The sequence below is a fragment of the Schumannella luteola genome, assembly GCF_013408685.1.
In the GTDB taxonomy this organism is placed as follows: Bacteria; Actinomycetota; Actinomycetes; order Actinomycetales; family Microbacteriaceae; genus Schumannella; species Schumannella luteola.
On record NZ_JACBZY010000001.1, the window covers coordinates 1,281,682 to 1,300,954 of the forward strand.

The window sequence follows — 19,273 nt, forward strand, 5'->3', positions numbered from 1 at the left end:
GCGCAGGGTGCGGGCCGCGCATCCGTGGAGGCTCCGTGAGCACGCACGACGACCGATCCACCGACAGCGCGGCTGCGAGCGCGACGGACAGCGCGGCCAACGACAACACCCGTCCGCTCGAGGCCGGCATCGTCACCGACCTGAGCGACCGGATGAGCTACGGCGGCTACCTGCAGCTCGACACGCTGCTCGCCGCGCAGCTGCCGGTGAGCGTGCCCGAGCACCACGACGAGCTGCTGTTCATCGTGCAGCACCAGACGACCGAGCTGTGGCTGAAGCTCGTCATCCACGAACTGGATGACGCCCGGCGCCTCCTCGCGGCCGACGACCTGCGCGGCGCGCTCAAGCGCATCGCCCGCATCAAGCACATCCAGGAGGTGCTGACGCAGCAGTGGAGCGTGCTCGCGACGCTCACGCCGACCGAGTACGCCGAGTTCCGCGGTTCGCTCGGCAGCTCGTCCGGCTTCCAGTCGGCGCAGTACCGCGCGGTCGAGTTCGGCCTGGGCAACAAGAACGCGAAGATGCTGCGGGTGTTCGATGCCGAGCCCGCGAACCGCGAGCTGCTCGAGCGGGAGCTGAAACGGCCGAGCCTCTACGATGAGTTCCTGCGTCTCCTCGCGCGACGCGGGTACGCCGTCCCCGCCGACATCGTCGACCGCGATGTCACGGTCGCGCACGTGCTCGACGAGCGGATCGTGGATCTCTTCGAGACCGTCTACCGCGACGCCGAGACGCACTGGGACGTCTACGAGAGCTGCGAAGAGCTCGTCGACCTCGAGGACAACTTCCAGTTCTGGCGCTTCCGGCACCTGCGCACCGTCGGCCGTACGATCGGCGGCAAGATCGGCACCGGCGGATCGAGCGGTGCGGACTTCCTGGCGCGGGCGCTGAACCTCACGTTCTTCCCTGAGATGTACGCGGTGCGGACGCGCCTTGGCTGAGCGCTCGCGCGCGCTCTCGGGCCCGGCCGGCGCGGATGCGCGCTCCGCGCGACTCGTGCGCGCCGACCTCGCCCGCGTCGACGGCCGCTGGCAGCGCGACGTGCTCTTCGCGGTCGGCGCCGACCGCATCCACCCGGCTTCGGTCGTCGACCTCGCCCGCGCGGAGGCCGCCGGCATCGATCCGGCCGCGGCGCCGCGGCTGCGGGCGGCCGTGCTGCCGCCGATCACCGACGCGCACGTGCACGTCGGTCTGACCGAGCTCGCCGACCGGCCCTCCGGGTCGCTCGCGCGGGTGCTCGATCTGGGCTGGGATCCGGCGCAGATCGTCGCGCGGGCGGCGGCGGCCGACGCAGCCTCCGGCTTCACGCGCACGGAGGTCCGCTTCGCGGGCGCGTTCCTCACGGCGCCGGGCGGCTATCCGTCGACGCGCGGCTGGGCTCCGCCGGGGTCGGTGGTCGGCGTCGCCGCGCCGGTCGAGGCGGACGCCGTCGTCGCGACCCAGGTCGCACTCGGCGCCGACGTGATCAAGGTGACGCTCAACGCGGATGCCGGCCCGGTTCACGACGACGCGACGCTCGAGGCGATCGTCGCGGCTGCGCGGCGTCGGCGGCGCCCCGTGATCGCGCACGTCGAGGGCGTCGGCCAGGCCGAGCGCGCCGGACGCGCCGGGGTCAGCGCGCTCGCGCATGCGCCCTTCACCGAGCGCCTCGACGACGCCCTGCTGGCGTGGATGGCGGGGGCGGGCCTGCGCTGGATCGCGACCCTCGACATCCACGAGCGCGGCCGCGGCGCCGGCACGGATGCGCTCGACACCGCCCTCGACAACACCCGCCGCTTCGTCGCCGCGGGCGGCACGGTCGTCTACGGAACCGACGCGGGCAACGACCTCGGCCACGGCGAGCTCGAGCCGCGCGAACTGAAGCTGCTGGGCTCGGCCGGCCTCAGCGCCGTCGCCCTGCTCGACGCCCTCGACAGCCGGGGCCTGCTGCCGACCTGGGGAGCCACGGTCTCCCTGCTGCCGAGTGACGCCGCGACGCACGCCGCGCTCGGCGCGGATGCAGCCCTGTCCGTCGGCACCGCCCCGTCGGCCCGCACCACCCCGCCGGCTCGCGCCACCCTGCGCGCCGACGACGAGCACCGCCCCACCATTGACCCGCGCTCGCACGCCGCCCCGCGTGATGCCGGCACCGAACCCGGCCGACTCGCGACCCCCGACCTCGCCGAGCTCATCCCGACCCTGCTCGGCGCGCGCCCCGTGCACGCCGCCCACCTCGAGGAGCACCTCTCGTGACCGACGCGATCTCCGCATCCACCCCCGTTCCCGACTCCGCATCGGGCGACGGCTTCGACCCGGCGGCCGCGCTCGCCGCGGTGGCGACGGCGTTCGACGCCGCCGATCCGCTCGCCCGCTTCACGAGCCGCTTCGCGCCGAGCCCCGGAGTGGTCGCCTACCTCGACGGCAACTCGCTGGGGCGTCCGGTCGCCGATCTGGCCGCGCGCATGACGCGCTTCATCGAGCACGACTGGGGCACCCGGCTCATCCGCGGCTGGGATGAGGGGTGGATGCGGCGCCCCGTCGAGCTCGGCGACCGCCTGGGCCGGGTCGCGCTCGGCGCCGCCGCGGGGCAGACGTTCATCGGCGACTCGACCACGGTGCTCATCTACAAGCTGGTGCGCGCGGCGCTCGCCGGGCGTCCGGGACGCACCGAGCTCGTGCTCGGCGACGACGACTTCCCGACCGACCGCTACATCGTCGAGGGCATCGCCGCCGAGGCGGGCGCGACGGTGCGCTGGGTGCCGACCGACCCCGCCGGCGGGGTCACCCCCGAGCTCGTCGCCGAGGTGCTGAGCGAGCGCACCGCGGTCGTGCTGCTCAGCCACGTCGCCTACCGTTCGGGCTTCGCCGCCGACGTGCCGGCGATCACGCGGCTCGCGCACGAAGCGGGTGCGCTCGTCGTCTGGGATCTCTGCCACAGCGCTGGAGTGCTGCCGATCGAGCTCGACGGGTGGGGCGTCGATCTCGCCGTCGGCTGCACCTACAAGTACCTCAACGGCGGACCCGGCGCGCCGGCGTTCGGCTATGTGCGGGCCTCGCTGCAGGGCGAGCTGCGGCAGCCGATCCAGGGATGGATGGGGCACGCCGACGTGTTCGCGATGGGCCCCGGCTACGAGCCGGCGGCCGACGTGCGGCGCTTCCTCAGCGGCACCCCGGCGATCCTCGCGATGGAGGCGATGGATGCGACGCTCGACCTCATCGAGGAGGCCGGCGTCGCGGCGATCCACGCGAAGTCGCGGGCGCTGACCGACTTCGCCGAGCGGGCGCTCGGGGTGCACGTGCTGCCGCACGGGGCGCGCCTCGTGTCGCCGCCGGCCGGCGCGCGTCGCGGCAGTCACCTCACAGTCGCGCATCCGTCGTTCCGCGCCGTGACCGCGCGGCTGTGGGAGCGCGGTGTGATCCCCGACTTCCGGGCGCCCGACGGCATCCGCATCGGGCTGTCGCCGCTCAGCACGACCTTCGCCGAGGTCGAGGCGGGCGTGCGCGCGATCGGCGAGGAGCTGCGCGCGGCGGGTGTGGCGGGTGCCGGCGCGGACTCGCCCGGATCGACCGCGTGAGCCGGTCGTCTGGTGATGTGAGCCGATCGCCCCGCGGGGTGGCCGGCCGCGTTCCGGATGCGACCGATCCTGCTCCTGCTCCCGTGGCCGTACCCGGAGTGCCCGGCGTGCCAGGCCCAGCGGCGACGCCCGGTGCGCGCGAGGTCACCCCGGCGTTCGGAGTGGCCGGCACCGCACCGAGGGTGACGACTCGGGCGTTGGCGGCGGCGGCGCTCGTCGACGAGCTGGGGATGCGCACGGGCAGCGTGCCGTCGCTCGTGCTGACGATCGTCGGCCTCTACCTGCGGCGCTCGGGCGGGTGGATGTCGACGGCGGCGCTCGTGCGGCTCGCCGCTGACGCCGGGGCGGCGACCGCGCTGACCCGCTCGGCGTTCACCCGGCTGAAGCAGCGCGGGGTGCTGGTCGCGGCGAGCCGTGACGGTGTCGCCGGCTACGCCTTCGCGAAGGCCGCCGAGCGGATGTTCGAGCGCGGCGACCGGCGCATCTTCGCCCCGCGGCGCATGGTGCCCGGCGATGACTGGTGCCTGATCTCGTTCTCGCTGCCCGAGCAGCAGCGCGGCGTGCGCGCGCAGCTGCGGCGACGCCTGCAGGGAATCGGATGCGGCACGGTCGCCCCCGGTCTCTGGATCGCGCCGGCGTTCCTGGCCGATGAGGTCGAGGAGATCCTCGACGAGCTGGCGGTGCGCGCGTCGACGGTGCTCTTCTTCGCGGATGACCCGCGCCCGGCCGGATCGCTCGCCGACGCCGTGGCCACCTGGTGGGACCTGCCGGCGATCGCCGCACGTCACCAGGAGTTCCTGCGGGTGCTCGCAGGGCTGCCCGCCGAGTCGGATCCGACGGCAGAGACAGCGCTCGAGATGCCGCTCGCTGATGACGCGACTGCGACTGCGCCGGCGCCGGCGCCGGCGCCGGGGCCGGGGTCGGGGTCGGGGCCGGGGTCGAGGTTCGCGGACGCTGGGCCGGGGGTCACGGAGGCGGGGCCGGGGTTCGCGGAGGCGGCCGCCTTCCGCCGCTACGTCGTCGCCGTGGATGCGTGGCGCGACATCCCCTACGTCGATCCGGGCCTGCCGTTCGAGCTGCTGCCGGATGACTGGCCCGGCCGGCTCAGCATCCCGGCGTTCCTCGAGCTCTCGGAACGCGATGCGGATGCCGCGTCGCGTCACGCCGCGCGCGCGTCTGCGCGCTGAGGCGCTCGCTCGCGGTTCCGGGCTCGCGGGGCGCTCGACGTGAGGATCGGCGTCGTGGTCGGGGTCATCGCTGTCGGGGTCACCGTGGTCGGCGTCGCGACGCCCGTGACGTCGCGACGCCCGTGACACCGCGACGCCCGCGATGGCCCGTGACGGCGTTCGGACGTCCGGACCTGCTGCTCCCGAGCCCCGGGCCACCCCGCGCCCCGAACGTCAGAAGGGGGCGGGGTCGAGCGCGCGGTCGAGTGGGTCGTCGGGTGCGAGGTCGACGTGTCGGCCGAGTTCGATCTCGAGCAGCTCGAAGAACCGGTCGAGCGCGTCGGGGTCGGGGTCGATCGGGATGTCCAGGTCCGGTGGGTCGGTTGCGGCGTCGGGTGGCGTCGGCGGTTCCGGGGGTGCCGGGGGTGCCGGTGGACCCGGTGGTTCGGTCGGGTTCGCCGGGTCGGATGGCACTGGTGGGGTCGTCGTCGGCGAGTCGGGGGTGAATGCGACGGCGGGTGTCGGGGCGTTCTCGCTGTAGATCCGTCCGGTCTCGGAGGTCCATTCGAGCGCGCCGCCGGACAGCTGTCGCACCGTCCATCCGGTGAACTGCTTCATGGAGTGGTGCCGCTGGCAGAGGTGGGCGAGGTTGCTCAGCGCGGTGGGGCCGCCGAGGGCGTGGTCGAGGGTGTGATCCAGTTCGCAGCGGATGGCGGCCTGCCGGCATCCGGGGAAGCGGCAATGCTGGTCGCGGGCGCGCAGGTGCCGGCGCTGCGCCCAGCTCGGCCGGTAGGAGTCGACGGCGGTGACGGTTCCGGTGACGGGGTCGGTCAGCATCCGGGTGAGCGAGGGCGCGTTGCGGGCGAGCGTCCTCGCGGTGTCCGCGTCGGTCGGCGATCGTCCGACCAGATCCGCGGGCGATTCGCCGTGGCCGACCAGCGCGAGTGCGGGGACCACGACCTGCACCTGGGCGCGGATCTGATCGATCCCGCGCAGGTCGGGTTCGACGTCAGAAGGAGCCTCGTCCGTCGACTCGTCGGCGGTTCCGGCGTGCGCTCGCACATCGCCCTGGCAGACACCGAATGCCGAGTCAGGACGTGGACGGCTCTCGCCGGCCTGCGGGGAGCGAGCGTCTTTCACGGTCTGGCCCATGCGGGTGAGGCGGTCGAGGATCGCGTCGCCGATCACCATCGGGACGGTGGCGACGAGATCGCACATCCCGTCCCGCCCCGGGAACACGCGCACGCACCGCTCCCGCGCGGCCTCCTCGTGGCGTTCGGTGAGGCTGCGCTGGGCGAGTTGCTCCGCGTAGATCTCCAGACCGGCCCGGACCCGGTTCGGGGTGTCAGCGAGGCTCCGGTCGATCGCCTCGGCTTCGAACTCGGCCCGGAGCTCGACGGGTACCGCACGCCCGGCGGTGACGATGACGTTCATGTGCCCGCGGCTGATCAGCCCGGCTTCCCACGCGTCGACGGCGTCAGGGTAGAACTCGACCATCTCGCGGGCGTCGCCGATGCGACCCTGCACGACCCGGTCCGAGAGCCGCAGCACCCCGCCGAGCTCCGCGGCGACAGCCCGCAGTGCCATGTCGTGCGCCTTCACGCTCGCGGCCGCACCCGCCGACTCGCGTTCGGCGTAGAAGCCGGCGTCGGCGAGCATCCGCACCTCCGCGACCTGCGCCGCACACACTCGCGCCGACACGGTTCCGGCGCGCCCGACAAGGCCCTCGAGCGTGACCTCCCGAAGGTCGCCCGCACCCGCGAGACCACCACCGAGGTCATCGCCTCGGGGTGTCGTCGTGGGCTTCTCCATACCCACACCATGACAGCCGCCACCGACATCCACCGGTACCGGCCGCGGCATCAGAACCGCAGGTCAGAAACCCATTCCGCGCCGACTCCGACTGCATACGCCACCGACATTTCAGCCGCCGGTGATCGAGAGGCCGCACGAGCTCTCGAGCTGCTGGAGGCGCCGCTCAGGATTCATCTGCCATCACGCGTCGCGGCCCCAGCCGGCTGTCTCGGGGCTCGACCGAGCCGCATCCCGATCGCGCACCGCAGATCCGGGCGTCGCCGTCTGCGCCGGCGTCGGCGTCGATCTCCGGGGCGCCTGGGCCGGCGGCTCCTCGCAGCGAATCAGCGCGTCACGACAGGAAGGTCGCGGGATCAGCGCACCCGCGCGTAGCGCTTCGCGGCGTCGGCGATGAGGTGGTTGTAGTCGAGGGTGTCGTTGTAGCTGGCGATCGCGGCGATCCAGCCGGCATCCGTCGCGAGGTCCGCGCCGTCGAAGCACAGGTAGCGGCCGGCGGTGAGCGCGGCGTCGTCGAGGTTCTGCGGGTCGGCCACGCCGTCGCCGCTGCCGTCGGCGCCGAAGCGCGCCCACGTCGACGGCAGGAACTGCATCGGACCCACCGCCCGATCCCAGCGCGCATCCCCGTCGAGCGCGCCGCCGTCGCTGTCGCGAATCGCGTCGGTCGTGCGCCCGTCGAGCGCGATGCTGATGATCGCCGGAGCGACCGTGCCGTCGGCGCCGAGCACCGATCCGTCGTGACTGCCGTGCCCGCTCTCGACCGAGCCGATCGCGGCGAGCGTGCTCCAGCGCAGTCGGCAGCCGGGCTGCTCCTGCGCGAGCCGCAGTTCGGCGCCGGCGTACGACTGCAGGGCGCGCGAGGGGATGCCGGTGCCGGCGGCGACCCGGGCGATCCAGGCCGCGTCGGCGAGCGAGCTGATGCCGGTGGACGCCGGCGAGATCGTGCCGGGGGAGGTCCCGGAGTCCGACCCCGTCGACCCCGAGCCGACGCCGGAGTCCGCACCGGATCCGCCGCCGCTTCCGTCCGTCGAGCCGCTCGCCGCATCCCCCGCCGACCCCGACGCGACCGCGTCGGGCGCCGAGCTGACCCCGTGCGGACCGGCTGTGCGCCGGCCGCCCGGCATCGTCGCGAGCAGCGCCCCGGCGAACAGCGCCACGCAGCCGACGATCGCGACGCCGACGAGCGCGAGCGCGAGCCACTGCCGTCGCGTGCGCGGCGCGACCGGCGACGGCTCGGATGCGGGGTCGGTCACGGGCGGGGATCCAGGCGATCGAGGGAGACGACGAACGACCCGATGATAGGCGAGCCGGACGACGCCGGAGCGACGCCGGGTCCGCTCACTCCCGCCCGAAGCGCTCCTCGTTCGCGAACCAGACCGGCGTCATGACGATGCCGACGAGCAGCACCATCACGATCCACCCGGTCTTCTGGTCGCGGCTGATGCGGGGGTGCCGCACGATGTCGCGGATGGTCACCGTCTCGACGGCGACGATCAGCAGCAGCGCGACGCCGAGCAGCATCCAGAGCACCGGATCGGGAATCACGTACCGAGGCTATCCAGACCATCCGCGCGGGCGACGGTGCCGCTGCGGTGCACGCCCCGTCTCCATCTGCCGTTCGGCTCCGCTCCGCGCTGTTCAGCGATCGAACCGGGGCACCGGCAGCAGCACGGGCGGTCCGAGCAGCTGGCCGGTCGTGCTGAACGCGATGAGGCGATCGATGATCACGGCCAGCAGCAGGATCGTGCCGAGCACGACGAGCACCGTGCGCGGAAGCGCGCGGCTCGTGCTCGCGACCGGGTCGGGGATGCGCTTGCGCGGCGCGCCCGTCGACCCCGTCGCGGCTGGCGGCGGAGGGGTCGCATCCGCGTCACCGTCGAGCGCGGTCGCCGCGCGTCGCCGGTTCGCGTGCGCCATCCGCATACGCTGAGCGAGCGCGTCGACGGTGAGCAGCCCGCAGGCCGCGCCGATCCCGCTCGCGGCGGCCGAGGCGATCGGGAAGTCGAGCCGCATCAGCACGCCGACGCCGACGAACAGGCCGACCACGCCCGAGCCGAGAGCGGCGAGCAGCGCCGCCCCCACCGAGACGGCGTCCTTCCAGCCGCGCAGCAGCATCCAGATCACGAAGGCCACCCCGGCCGGGCAGAACAGAGCGAACCAGCCCCAGCCCTGTGCGGCGAGCTCGGGCACGTGCTCGGGGCGGTAGCCGATCAGGCCGCCGTAGGTGACGCGACCCGCGGCGATCTCGACGGCGGCGAGGTGCAGCGACCAGGCCGACCAGGCGAGCAGCACGGTCAGGAGTGCGCCGACGGCGAGATCGGCGGTGCTCGCAGGCCGGCGACCCCAGCTCGCCGGCGACCACACCACGGCCCGCGCATACCGGCGGGGAAGCATGGCGACGGAGTGCGGCGCGTCCTCCGCGACCGGGCCGTCGGGCGCGTCGACAGGGGGCACGACGGCGAGGCTAGTTCGATGTCGGCGGTCGCGCAGGCCCCCTCTTCGTGTGGGGTGCTCGGAATCGCGCGTCGTGTGAAGATGAGCGTCGCACGAGTTCAAGGGGGCAGGATGACGGCCGATCACGGCGCGGCCCGCCGACGCCCCCACTGGTTCCGGCGGCTTCCGGCGCCCGGGCTCCGCCGCGATCCTCGCCTCGGCCTGGTCGGCCTCGGTCTCGCGGCCGTCTGCTGCGCAGTGATACCGGTGGCCGCATCCGCGTCGCCCGCCTGGCTGCTCGGGGTGCTCGCCGTTCTGCTCTGCGCGCTCGACCCGATCGTCCGGCCCGCACGGGCGGCAGGGCGTCCGTCGTGGCGCCGGTTCGTCGCGGCCGTCGGCGCGGTGCTCGCGATCGCGGGCATCGCCGGCCAGATCGCCGTCGTCGCGGTGTCGGATGCGCGCGCGGTCTCCGCGCGCATCCAGGCCATCGACGACGCGGCGCGCGTGCGTGCCGAGGAGCGCGTCGTGCTGGTCGTGCGGGTGACCTCGTCGACCGGCATGATCGCCGCGATCCACTACGCCGATCCCGACGACGTGAACGGCGGATCGCGCGATGTCGGACCCGTCGCATCGCCCTGGACTCAGCGGCTGGACTACCGTCGCGGCGATCTCGAGATCTTCTTCGGCGGGGGAGCGCCCTCGGTCTCCATGCCGTCCATCTCCGCATCGCTCGGCGAGCAGGACGGCGATCTGACGTGCGCCGTCCAGGCCGTCGGTCAGACGACCGGTCTGCGCTGGGATGCCTCGGGCGAGGGCGCCGTCGTCGACTGCACTCCCGAGGAGAAGCAGCTGCCCGCCGCGGCGACCTCTCTCGATCCGCGCAACCCCGGCTGATCCTGACTACGCCTGACTACGCCTGGCTGCGCGGCGGCAGGCGCACGAGCTCCACGTCGCGCAGCTCGCCGGCATCCGCCGTCGCCGTCACGAAGGTGCAGTGCGGCTGGCGGCGACGGTCGGTCGGCGAGCCCGGGTTGAGCAGGCGCAGCCCGCGCGGCGTCGTCGTATCCCAGGGGATGTGACTGTGTCCGAAGACGAGCACGTCGGCGTCGGGGAAGGCGGCGTCCATGCGCGCCCCGCGTCCGCCGGCGGCGCCCGTCTCGTGGATGACCGCGAACCGCACCCCGTCGATGTCGCGCCGGGCGGTCTCGGGCAGCCGCGCCCGCAGCTCTGGGCCGTCGTTATTGCCCCATACGCCGAGCACCTCGCCGCAGCTCTCGAGCAGATCGAGCGTGGCCGCATCCACCCAGTCGCCGGCATGCACGATCAGGTCGGCCTCGCGCGCCGCGGCGAGAACCGGGTCGGGCAGGATGCGCGCCCGCTTCGGCACATGCGTGTCGGCGACGAGCAGCAGGCGGGTGGGCACGAGCCGACGGTAGCGCGGGCGGGTGACGCGGGCCGACACAGGCTGGCACGGTCTGGCGCTCCGCATTCCGCGGCCGTTATCCACAGATCCGGGGTGCCCCCGAACTCTGCACAGATCGGGGCTGGCGCTGACCGCGAGCCGGTCGCGCATCCCTATCGTCAGCGACATGGCGTCTCTCGCGACCGCGTACCTCACCGGCTTCGGCAGTTATCTGCCGGGTCCGCCGGTCGGCAACGACGAGATCGCAGGGCGACTGGGCGGCACGGATGCGGTGACCGAGCGCATCCGCCGCCGCATCCTCGAGCAGAACGGCATCCGGCAGCGGCACTACGCGCTCGACGGCGACGGCGAGCCGACCGAGCTCAACGAAGAGCTCGCGGTGAAGGCCCTCCGGGCGGCGCTCGACGACCGCGGCATCGAGGCCGCCGACCTGCGCATGCTCGTCTGCGCCACGACCATGGGCGACGTGCTCGTGCCGGGCTTCGCGTCGATGGTGCACGGCCGGCTCGGCGGCGGGCCGATGCAGACGCTCAGCGCCTCGGGCGTCTGCGCCTCGAGCCTCGCCGCGCTCGATGCGGCGGTCAGCAAGATCCGCCTCGGCGACCACCCCCGCGCCGCGGTCGTCGGCTCCGAGCTGCCGAGCCGCAGCCTGCGCGAGCGGCGCTACGAGGGCATCCGCGCCGGCATGGATGCGCACTTCCTGCGCTGGATGCTCTCCGACGGGGCCGGCGCGGTCGTCGTCGAGTTCCAGCCGCATCCCACCCGGCTTTCGCTGCGCGTCGACTGGGTGCGTCAGGTCTCGCTCGCGCACGAGCATCCGGTCTGCATGCGCGCCGGGATGTCGGGCGCGGCGGCCGAGGTCGGCGGCACCTGGCAGGACGGCTCGATCGGCGAAGCGGATGCGGCGGGCATGTTCCTGCTGCGGCAGGACGTGAGCATGCTCGACGAGCTCGCCGGCGCCGGCATCGGCCAGTTCGAGGAGCTCGTCGACACGGGCCTGGTGGATGTGCGCCACCTCGACCACGTGATCTGCCACTACAGCACCAACGTCTTCCGCGACGTCGCCTTCGAGGCGCTGCGCCGCCGCATCCCCACCCTCGACACCGACCGCTGGTACTCGAACCTCGAGACGCGCGGCAACACCGGCTCAGCCAGCATCTTCATCGCCCTCGAGGAGGCGTGGCGCACCCGCGACTTCGCCCCCGGCGAGACGATCCTGCTCGCCGTGCCCGAGTCGGGGCGCTTCTCCTTCGCCTTCGCGCACCTCACGGTCGTCGCGCCGCCCGGTGCGATCCCCGCCGATCCGTCGTCATCCACCCCGTCGTCATCCACCCCGTCATCGCCCATTTCGACAGGAGCCTCCGCATGAGCATCACGACCGACAGTGCCGCCGCCGATCTCTCGAGCGCCGGCGAGGTGAACGCCGACATCCCCGCCTCGCTCTTCGAGCGCCTCGCCGGCGTCTGGGCGACGCTCGAGGAGCGCCTGGATCGGGTGCCGATCCTGCAGCGCCTCGCCGCCGGCACCGTCACCCTGCACGACTACCAGCGGCTGCTGTTCAACCTGCGCCAGCAGGTGATCGACGGCTCGCCCTGGATCGCGCGGGCCGCCTCCAACTTCGACGTCGAGCACTTCGAGCTGCGGTCGGCCGCCATCCGTCACGCCGAGGAGGAGCACCGCGACCACCTCATGCTCGAGCGCGACTACGTCGCCGTCGGCGGCTCGCTCACCGAGCTGCGCGCCGGGCGCAAGAACCTCGGATCGGAGGCGCTGTCGGGCTACCTCTTCCACTACGCCGACCGGCCGAACCCGGCGGGACTGCTCGGCGCCATGTTCATCATCGAGGGCCTCGGCGCCCGCCGCGCGGCGGAGTGGGCCGCGCGCTTCCAGGAGGTGCTGGGCCTGGCCGACAACCAGGTGCACTTCATGATCTACCACCAGGAGGCCGACGGTCAGCACACCGGCGACATGGAGGGCATCCTCACCTCCGGCCTCATCGACGCGAGCACCGCGGATGAGATCGTGCGCTGCGCCGAGGTCGTCGCGCGGCTCTACGCGCTCCAGCTGGAAGAGCTGGACAACTGACGTGACCGCGCCCGTGCTCTCGGATCCGGGCATGTGGGATGCGGTCTACGCCGATCCCTCGGTGCCGCTCGACCGCGAGCTGCTGCGCAAGATCGTCGTCGACCAGCAGCGGCCTTCGCGGCGCTGGCTGCATCCGATCGCCCGGGTCGTCTCGCGGCTCGTGGTCGGCGTCGTGTCGGCGCTCAAGCGCATCCTGCCGTTCCGGTGGATGCCGCTGGGCATGATGGACGTGCTCTGCGTCTGGTTCCTGCGCCGCTTCGTCGATCCCGACGCGGTCGAGCTGCTCATCCGCCACTTCGTGATCGAGACGAACGTCGTCAACTTCGTGATCCGCAACACCCCGGCGCGCATCGAGCCGGTCACGCTGCGGCCGACGGCGCTCGCCGGACTCGGCGACCACGCCGTCGTCGAGCACGACATCAACGTCTACGACGTGCTCATCGCCCTCGACGGGGCGCCGATCACGGCGCGGCCGCGCGCGGAGCTCGACTTCCAGCAGCTCGACATGCCCGAGCTCGACCCCGAGCGGCACCGGCGTCGGCCGCTCAAGCTCGACATCCAGACCGCGCTCTGCTTCATGAACATCCCGTTCTCGATGGCCCTGTCGCTCGAGGAGTACCGCCGGGCCGTGCACTCGATGCGCTTCGACGACAGCTTCCTCGAGATGCTCGCGCTCATCACCGACGATGACACCTTCCGGCATTGGAAGGTCGGCGGGCTCAGCCTCTGGCTCGACTCGAACGTGGATGTGCCGCGCACCGTCTACCGCCACGCCCTCATCTGCGAGTACGCGCACGCGCACCTCGTGAAGCTGGCCGCGGAGGCCGAAGCCGGGATCGCGCCGACCGCGGCCGTCGGGGCGACCGAGGCCTGAGCGGCATCCCCGACGAGCCGACTAGACGAACAGCCGACAAGGCGAGGAGCCCCTCACCTCACGTCCCGGCGGTGAGGGGCTCCTCTGAGTCGGGGGCGAGCTTCGTCAGCTCGCGCGCCTCAGCTCGCGGGCGGCGTCGGCTCGCCGAGCGACAGCATGAGCCGGTTCGCCCAGTTGAAGAACGCCGCGCCGTGGATGACGTCCGCGATCGCGAGGTCGTCGAAGCCCGCGTCGCGCAGCGCCTGCACGTGCTGCGGCCCGAAGTCGCTCGGCGTGCGGGTCAGCGCGGCCGAGGCGTCGATCACGGCGCGCCAGGCGGCGTCGGGCTGCTCCGCATCCACGCCGCCGTCGAGCAGCGCCTGCACCTCGTCGCCGCGCTTCGACTTCTGGGTCGCGAAGCGCGAGTGCACCGAGGCGCAGAAGATGCAGCCGTTGACGCGCGAGGCGGTCGTCGCCGACAGCTCGCGCAGGGCGCGCGGCAGGCCGCCCTTCTCGTTGTAGAAGATGTCGTTGTCGGTGCGGGTGCGGGCGCCGAGGATGTCGGGGTCGCGCACCAGCAGTCGGAAGTAGTCGCTGTTGGCGCGGCCCTTGTCGGTGAGGCCGTGCCAGTGGCGCTCGGTCAGCTCGTCGATCGGGAAGGGCTCGAGCCACGGCACCCAGCCGAGGTTCTCCTGGGTGAACTCGACCGGTTCGGTGTTCTCGGGGCGCAGCACGCTCTCGCTCATCACAGGGCTCCCTTCAGCACGGTGAGGCCCGCGACGACGCGGGACTGGAAGGCCAGGAACGACACGAGCTGCGACAGCGTCACGATGCCGGTCGTCGACCAGCCGGCGTCGAGCAGCGCCTGCAGGGCGTCCTGCGAGGCGTCGCGCGGGCGATAGGTCAGCAGGTGGGTGTGCGCGAGCGCGGCGGCGAGGCGCTCGCCGGTCGCGGCGGCCAGCGGGGCCGAGGGCGCCCAGTGCAGGCCGTCGACGTTCTCGACCGAGAGCGGGCCCGCGGGGAAGTCGCCGTAGGGGCCGACCGTGGTGGCATCCTCGAGCGCGACATCGAGAGCTGTCGCGAGGGCGGCGCCGTCGAGGGCGCTCGTGCCGGCTGGCTCCGCCGCGAGCAGCTCGCGGTAGTAGCCGGCGGTGGGGCTCTGCGTGAGCGCGACGGCCCAGTAGGCGACGGCGCGGCGCTCGAGCTGCGACACCTGCGTGAGGTCCTCGGAGTCGAAGAGCGCGTCGTAGCTGGCCTGGGCGTTGGCCTTCGCGTCGGGACGCTGACGGCGCACGGCGTCGAGGCTGTCGCCCTCGCTCACGCCGACCAGGCGGTCGATGACATCGGCGGTCATGGGGTCCTCTCGAGGGGTTCGGTCGGATGGATGGGGAAGCGGGAAGTCAGGCGCCCGGCGCCCAGCCCAGCGCCGGCGCGACGCGCTCGGCGATCAGCTCGAGCGAGCGCAGCACGACCGCGTGCGGCGGGTCGACCGGATGCGGCTGGAACACGACGTCGCTCGCGAGCGGCACGATCGGATCGGCGCCGAGCGAGTCGATGACCTGCTCGGGCGTGCCGATGTGCAGGTCGAGGTAGGCGGCCGCCTCCTCGTCGGAGACGCCGGACGGCAGCGTGACGCCGAGCTTCTCGATCTGCGGCACGGAGGCGGCGATGCCGGCGGCGCGCAGGCGGCGGCCCTCGGCCTCGTCGTCGACCACGAGCACCGAGCGCGACGCCATGACCCGCTGCGGCACGCCGGCCGGCAGCGCGGCGGCGTGCGCCTCGACGATCTCGACCTGGTCGACGGCTGAGCCGGTGCCGGTGTACTCGCGGCGCGGCTGCGTGCGCGAGAGCAGCAGCCCGTGCCCCTCGCCGCCGATGCGCGCGGCGCCCGAGGCCGAGAAGGTCGCCTCCCAGAGCGTCGAGAGCAGCTCGGCCGGGGCCGGCGGGTACAGCGCACCGCCGTCGCTCGTCAGCACCTCGCCGCGCAGCGCGCGCAGCAGCGTCTCCTTGTGCGCGGCGTAGATCGCGGGGCGGTCGGCCGGGTCGTGGCCGAAGGGCGGGAACGACGAGGAGGTGCCGCCGGAGCCGATGCCGAGCTCGAAGCGTCCACCCGAGAGCAGCGACAGCACCGCCGCATCCTCGGCCACCCGGATCGGCGCCTCGAGCGGCAGCGTCACGATGCCGGTCGCGAGGCGGATGCGCGAGGTCTGCGCCGCGGCCTGCGCCAGCACGACGAACGGCGACGGCAGCCCGCCCTCGTCGCCGTGGAAGTGGTGCTGCGCCACCCAGGCCGTGTCGAAGCCGAGCTCCTCCGCGTGCACGATCTGGGCGAGCGCGTTGCGGTAGCGCTCGACCGGCGCGACGTCGTCGAGCAGGCGGGTGAAGAATCCGAGTCGGAACGTCATGCGGTGGTGTCGCTTTCTGCGGCGGTGTCCGTCGCCTTGCCCAGGTACGCGACCTGGATCTCGGGGTCGTCGAGCAGCTCGCGCGATCCGCCCTGCAGCACGATCTCGCCCGAGGCGAGCACGTAGCCGCGCGAGGCGATCGAGAGCGCCAGCTCGGCCTGCTGCTCGACGAGCAGCACGGCGACGCCGAGCTCGCGGTTGATGCGCGCGATCTCGTCGAGCACCTGATCGACGAGCTTGGGCGAGAGGCCCATGGTCGGCTCGTCCATGCAGATGAGACGCGGGCGGCTCATGAGCGCGCGGCCGAAGGCGAGCATCTGCTGTTCGCCGCCGGAGAGCGTGCCCGCCTCCTGTCGGCGGCGCTCGGCGAGCCGCGGGAAGTGCTCGCGGATGCGCCCGAGGTCCTCCTGGATGCCGGCGCGGTCCTTGCGGGTGAAGGCCCCGGCGAGCAGGTTCTCGTCGACCGTCATCTGCGGGAACACGCGTCGCGCCTCGGGCACGGAGGCGATGCCGGCGACGACCCGCTGCCGCGTCGAGGCGTGCGTCACATCCCGTCCGTCGAAGCGCACGGTGCCGCCCTTCGGCTTCACGAGACCGAGGATCGTCTTCATCGTGGTCGACTTGCCGCTCGCGTTGCCGCCGAGCAGCGAGACGATCTCGCCCTCGCCGACCGTGAGGGTGTTGCCGCGCAGGGCGTGGAACGGGCCGTAGTAGACGTGCACGTCGTCGAGCTCGAGCAGGGCGCTCATGCCTCGTCCCCTCCGGTGGTCGTGTCGCCGGAGACCGCGTCGCCGGAGACCGCGTCCCCGGAGCTCACGACGTCATCCACGCCGCCCCCGAGCCCGCGCCGCCGCCCGAGGTACGCCTCGATCACGGCCGGATCGTGCCGCACGGTCTGCGGAGGACCCTCCGCGATGATCCGGCCGCCATCCATCACGATCACCCGATCGCTGACCGTCATGACCAGGTCGAGCTTGTGCTCGACGAGCAGGATCGCCTGGCCGTCGGCCTTGAGCTGCAGCAGCTGCTCGAGCACCTCGGCGGTCTCCGACTGGTTCATGCCGGCGGTCGGCTCGTCGAGCAGCAACAGCTTCGGCTGCAGCGCGAGGGCCCGGGCGATCTCGGTGCGGCGGCGGTTGGCGTAGCTGAGCGAGTAGGCGGGGTCGTCGCGGCGCGGGCCGAGGCGGGCCTCGAAGCGCTGCACCTCGCTCTCGACGGCCGCATCGATCTGCTTCTGCTCGCGCCGGGATGCGGGCGTGCCGATGATCGCGATGAACAGCTCGCCGAGCAGCGGGACCCACTTCAGCAGGAACAGCCGCGACAGCCGGCGGAAGGGGCGGCTCGCGACGAGCGTCGAGTGCAGCCCGACCTCGACGTTGTCGCGCACCGAGAGGGTCGCGAAGACGCGGCCGTTCTGGAAGGTGCGGGCGACGCCCTCCTCGGCGATGCGCGCCGGGTCGGCGTGGTCGATGCGACGGCCCTCGAGCGAGATCGTGCCGGCGCCCGCGCGCAGCGCGCCGCTGACCAGGTTGAGCGTCGTCGTCTTGCCTGAGCCGTTCGGCCCGATGATCGAGACGACCTCGTGCGGGGCGACCGTGAAGCTGACGCCGTCGACCGCGCGCACGCCGTCGAAGTGGCGCTCGAGGCCGTCGACGCTGAGCAGCGCATCCGCCGTCGCGGTAGCCGCCGCATCCACCTCGCCCGTCGCCGATGCGTCGGCAGCAGCCGTGTTCTCGCTCATGAGTTCCTCACCAGCAGTCCGCCCGGCCGGAACCTCACGACGAGGATCAGCACGAGGCCGTAGACGATGATGCGCAGCTCGGGCGTGAAGCGCAGCAGCTCCATCGCGCCGATCAGCACGATCGACCCGAGCACGGCGCCGTAGGGCAGGTTGACGCCGCCCATGATGACGATCGTGACGACGAGCAGCGACATGAGCGTCGTGAAGATCGTCGGGTCGATGTAGGTGTACTGGTGCGCGAGCAGCGAGCCGCCGACGCCGGCGAAGAACGCCGACACCGCGAAGGCGAGCGCCTTGTAGTCGCGGGCGCGCACGCCCGAGGCGACGGCGGCCGTCTCGTCGCTGCCGACCGAGGCGATGACCTTGCCGAGGTGCGAGCGGCGGATGCGCCACATCACCACGAGGGTGATCACGAGCACGCCGAGGTCGATCAGGTAGTAGGCGAGCGGCGAGGTCAGCGGGGTGCCGAACCACTCGGGGAAGGGGATTCCGTAGATGCCCTGCGGGAACACCAACTGGATGACGGCCACGATCACGGTGCCGACGCCGAGCGTGGCGATCGAGATGTAGTGGCCCTTCACGCCCCAGATCGGCGACGACAGGATCGAGGCGATGATCGCGGCGATGAGCCCAGACACCGGCAGCGCGACCCAGAACGGCAGGTGCACGACCGTCGTGAGCAGCGCCGAGCTGTAGGCGCCGATCGCGATCGGGCCGGCCTGGCCGAGTGCGAGCACGCCGGCCTGCCCGGCGGTGAGGGTGAAGCCGGCGCCGATCGTCGCGTAGATCAGCACCTGCGTTCCGGTGGTCAGCACGTAGTCGCCGCCGACGAGCGGCACGACGACCGCCGCGATCACGAGGGCGATCGGCCACACCCACTTCGGGATGCGGAACGGCCGGCCGCGCCCGAGGAAGGTTCCGGTGAGCGGCTCGCTCGAGATGAGCGGCACGCGCCCGAGCAGCCCGCCGGGGCGCACGATCAGCACGATGATGAGCACCGCGAAGACGATGATCTCGCGGGCGGTGTCGCCGAAGAAGTGGATGCCGAAGGCCTCGAGCACGCCGAGCACGAAGCCGCCGATCACGGCCCCGACGAGCGAGCCGAGCCCGCCGAGGGTCGCCGCGACGAAGGCGACGAGGCCGGTCTCGAGTCCGGAGGAGGGGTTCGCGACGCCGACGTAGAGCGCGATGAAGACGCCGGCGAGACCGCCGAGGGCGGAGGCGATCACGAAGGAGACGTGTTGCACGCCCGCGACCGGGATGCCGACCTGCAGCGCCGCCTCCTGATCCTGCGAGGTCGCGCGGATGGCCCGGCCGATCCTGCCGTACTTGAGGAACAGCGACATCGTGACCATCACGACGATCGTGATGCCGAGCATCACCAGGTCGGAGGTGCCGAAGGCGAGGTTGCCGACGCGGAAGTTCGAGGTCGGCAGCACCTTCGGGAAGGCGCGGAAGTTCGCGCCGAACGCGACCTGCGAGGCGTTGTCGAGGATCTGCGACACGGCGAAGGTCGACAGCATCGCCGCGAGCGGCAGGTATTTCGCGAGCGGCCGCACGACGGCGACGTTCGTCAGCAGGCCGATGCCGGCGCAGACGACGAGCACGAGCGGCAGCGCCAGCCAGAACGGCAGGCCGAGCTTGACGATGCCGAACCAGGCGAGCATCGCGCCGAGCCCGAAGAACGAGAACTGCGCGAAGTTGACGACGTTCATGACGCCGAAGACGAGCGAGATGCCGACCGCTCCGAGGGCGTAGATGTTGCCTCGGAGCAGGCCGGCGATCAGGGTGTCGAGCATGT

The 19,273-nt window shown here is 72.7% G+C and carries 19 protein-coding genes; 8 read left to right on the top strand and 11 right to left on the bottom strand.

Translation table 11 applies throughout. From position 1 onward, the window contains the following. The first annotated feature begins 152 nt into the window (after nt 1-152). From BJ979_RS05715 to BJ979_RS05730, 4 genes are read left to right on the top strand one after another with little or no spacing between them, the layout of a single operon-like run. A complete protein-coding gene (locus BJ979_RS05715; protein ID WP_179570050.1) occupies nt 153-941 on the top strand; it encodes a tryptophan 2,3-dioxygenase in 789 nt (262 codons plus the stop codon). Beyond that, entirely contained in the window at nt 934-2,232 is a 1,299-nt protein-coding gene (locus BJ979_RS05720) for an amidohydrolase family protein (protein ID WP_179566035.1), read from the top strand. Before BJ979_RS05715 ends, BJ979_RS05720 begins: the two co-directional genes overlap by 8 nt. Nucleotides 2,233-2,240: 8 nt before the next feature. Beyond that, nucleotides 2,241-3,554, top strand: a complete 1,314-nt coding sequence (locus BJ979_RS05725; RefSeq protein ID WP_179570051.1) for a kynureninase — start codon at nt 2,241-2,243, stop codon at nt 3,552-3,554. A 17-nt stretch (nt 3,555-3,571) separates the two neighbouring features. Then, a complete protein-coding gene (locus tag BJ979_RS05730) occupies nt 3,572-4,741 on the top strand; it encodes a PaaX family transcriptional regulator (RefSeq protein WP_179566037.1) in 1,170 nt (389 codons plus the stop codon). A gap of 213 nt (nt 4,742-4,954) precedes the next feature. On the opposite strand, the gene BJ979_RS05735 is transcribed toward BJ979_RS05730, so the two are convergent. The 4 genes from BJ979_RS05735 to BJ979_RS05750 all read right to left on the bottom strand — a co-directional run bounded on the left by BJ979_RS05735 (nt 4,955) and on the right by BJ979_RS05750 (nt 8,986). Continuing rightward, nucleotides 4,955-6,532, bottom strand: coding sequence for an HNH endonuclease signature motif containing protein (locus tag BJ979_RS05735; RefSeq protein WP_179566039.1), 1,578 nt, complete (start codon nt 6,530-6,532; stop codon nt 4,955-4,957). A gap of 356 nt (nt 6,533-6,888) precedes the next feature. Continuing rightward, nucleotides 6,889-7,785 (bottom strand): lytic murein transglycosylase, encoded by an 897-nt coding sequence (locus tag BJ979_RS17910; protein ID WP_218853450.1) that lies wholly within the window; start codon nt 7,783-7,785, stop codon nt 6,889-6,891. A gap of 85 nt (nt 7,786-7,870) precedes the next feature. After that, on the bottom strand, nt 7,871-8,077 hold the full coding sequence (locus BJ979_RS05745; RefSeq protein WP_179566041.1) for a hypothetical protein: 207 nt from the start codon (nt 8,075-8,077) through the stop codon (nt 7,871-7,873). Nucleotides 8,078-8,170: 93 nt separating this feature from the next. After that, a complete protein-coding gene (locus tag BJ979_RS05750; protein WP_179566043.1) occupies nt 8,171-8,986 on the bottom strand; it encodes a hypothetical protein in 816 nt (271 codons plus the stop codon). A gap of 246 nt (nt 8,987-9,232) precedes the next feature. Here BJ979_RS05750 and BJ979_RS05755 point away from each other — a divergent pair, with 246 nt between their 5' ends. Continuing rightward, complete coding sequence (locus tag BJ979_RS05755) at nt 9,233-9,859, top strand: hypothetical protein (protein WP_179566045.1); 627 nt, start codon at nt 9,233-9,235, stop codon at nt 9,857-9,859. Nucleotides 9,860-9,875: 16 nt separating this feature from the next. Here the strand turns inward: BJ979_RS05755 and BJ979_RS05760 are convergent, their stop codons facing one another. Then, nucleotides 9,876-10,388 (bottom strand): metallophosphoesterase family protein, encoded by a 513-nt coding sequence (locus BJ979_RS05760; RefSeq protein WP_343046609.1) that lies wholly within the window; start codon nt 10,386-10,388, stop codon nt 9,876-9,878. 166 nt (nt 10,389-10,554) lie between these two features. On the opposite strand from BJ979_RS05760, the gene BJ979_RS05765 reads away from it, so the two are divergent. Genes BJ979_RS05765 through BJ979_RS05775 form a run of 3 tightly spaced genes read left to right on the top strand, consistent with a single transcriptional unit; the run spans nt 10,555 to nt 13,347 of the window. Then, the gene (locus BJ979_RS05765; protein ID WP_179566049.1) at nt 10,555-11,757 is read left to right on the top strand and encodes a 3-oxoacyl-[acyl-carrier-protein] synthase III C-terminal domain-containing protein; all 1,203 of its coding nucleotides are present in this window, start codon (nt 10,555-10,557) and stop codon (nt 11,755-11,757) included. Further along, nucleotides 11,754-12,473, top strand: a complete 720-nt coding sequence (locus tag BJ979_RS05770; protein WP_179566051.1) for an iron-containing redox enzyme family protein — start codon at nt 11,754-11,756, stop codon at nt 12,471-12,473. Before BJ979_RS05765 ends, BJ979_RS05770 begins: the two co-directional genes overlap by 4 nt. 1 nt (nt 12,474) lies before the next feature. Further along, on the top strand, nt 12,475-13,347 hold the full coding sequence (locus BJ979_RS05775; RefSeq protein ID WP_179566054.1) for a DUF6999 family protein: 873 nt from the start codon (nt 12,475-12,477) through the stop codon (nt 13,345-13,347). 119 nt (nt 13,348-13,466) lie between these two features. Here BJ979_RS05775 and BJ979_RS05780 read toward each other — a convergent pair whose 3' ends face one another. From BJ979_RS05780 to BJ979_RS05805, 6 genes are read right to left on the bottom strand one after another with little or no spacing between them, the layout of a single operon-like run. Then, entirely contained in the window at nt 13,467-14,072 is a 606-nt protein-coding gene (locus BJ979_RS05780; protein WP_179566056.1) for an alkylhydroperoxidase domain protein, read from the bottom strand. After that, complete coding sequence (locus BJ979_RS05785) at nt 14,072-14,680, bottom strand: CMD domain protein (protein ID WP_179566058.1); 609 nt, start codon at nt 14,678-14,680, stop codon at nt 14,072-14,074. The genes BJ979_RS05780 and BJ979_RS05785 overlap by 1 nt, the downstream gene beginning before the upstream one ends. 46 nt (nt 14,681-14,726) lie before the next feature. Continuing rightward, nucleotides 14,727-15,731, bottom strand: coding sequence for a putative FMN-dependent luciferase-like monooxygenase (locus tag BJ979_RS05790; protein ID WP_179566060.1), 1,005 nt, complete (start codon nt 15,729-15,731; stop codon nt 14,727-14,729). After that, nucleotides 15,728-16,480 (bottom strand): ABC transporter ATP-binding protein, encoded by a 753-nt coding sequence (locus tag BJ979_RS05795; RefSeq protein WP_179566062.1) that lies wholly within the window; start codon nt 16,478-16,480, stop codon nt 15,728-15,730. The genes BJ979_RS05790 and BJ979_RS05795 overlap by 4 nt, the downstream gene beginning before the upstream one ends. Then, a complete protein-coding gene (locus tag BJ979_RS05800) occupies nt 16,477-17,472 on the bottom strand; it encodes an ABC transporter ATP-binding protein (protein WP_179566071.1) in 996 nt (331 codons plus the stop codon). Before BJ979_RS05800 ends, BJ979_RS05795 begins: the two co-directional genes overlap by 4 nt. Next, nucleotides 17,469-19,271, bottom strand: a complete 1,803-nt coding sequence (locus BJ979_RS05805; RefSeq protein ID WP_179566074.1) for an ABC transporter permease — start codon at nt 19,269-19,271, stop codon at nt 17,469-17,471. The genes BJ979_RS05800 and BJ979_RS05805 overlap by 4 nt, the downstream gene beginning before the upstream one ends. Nucleotides 19,272-19,273 lie beyond the last annotated feature (2 nt).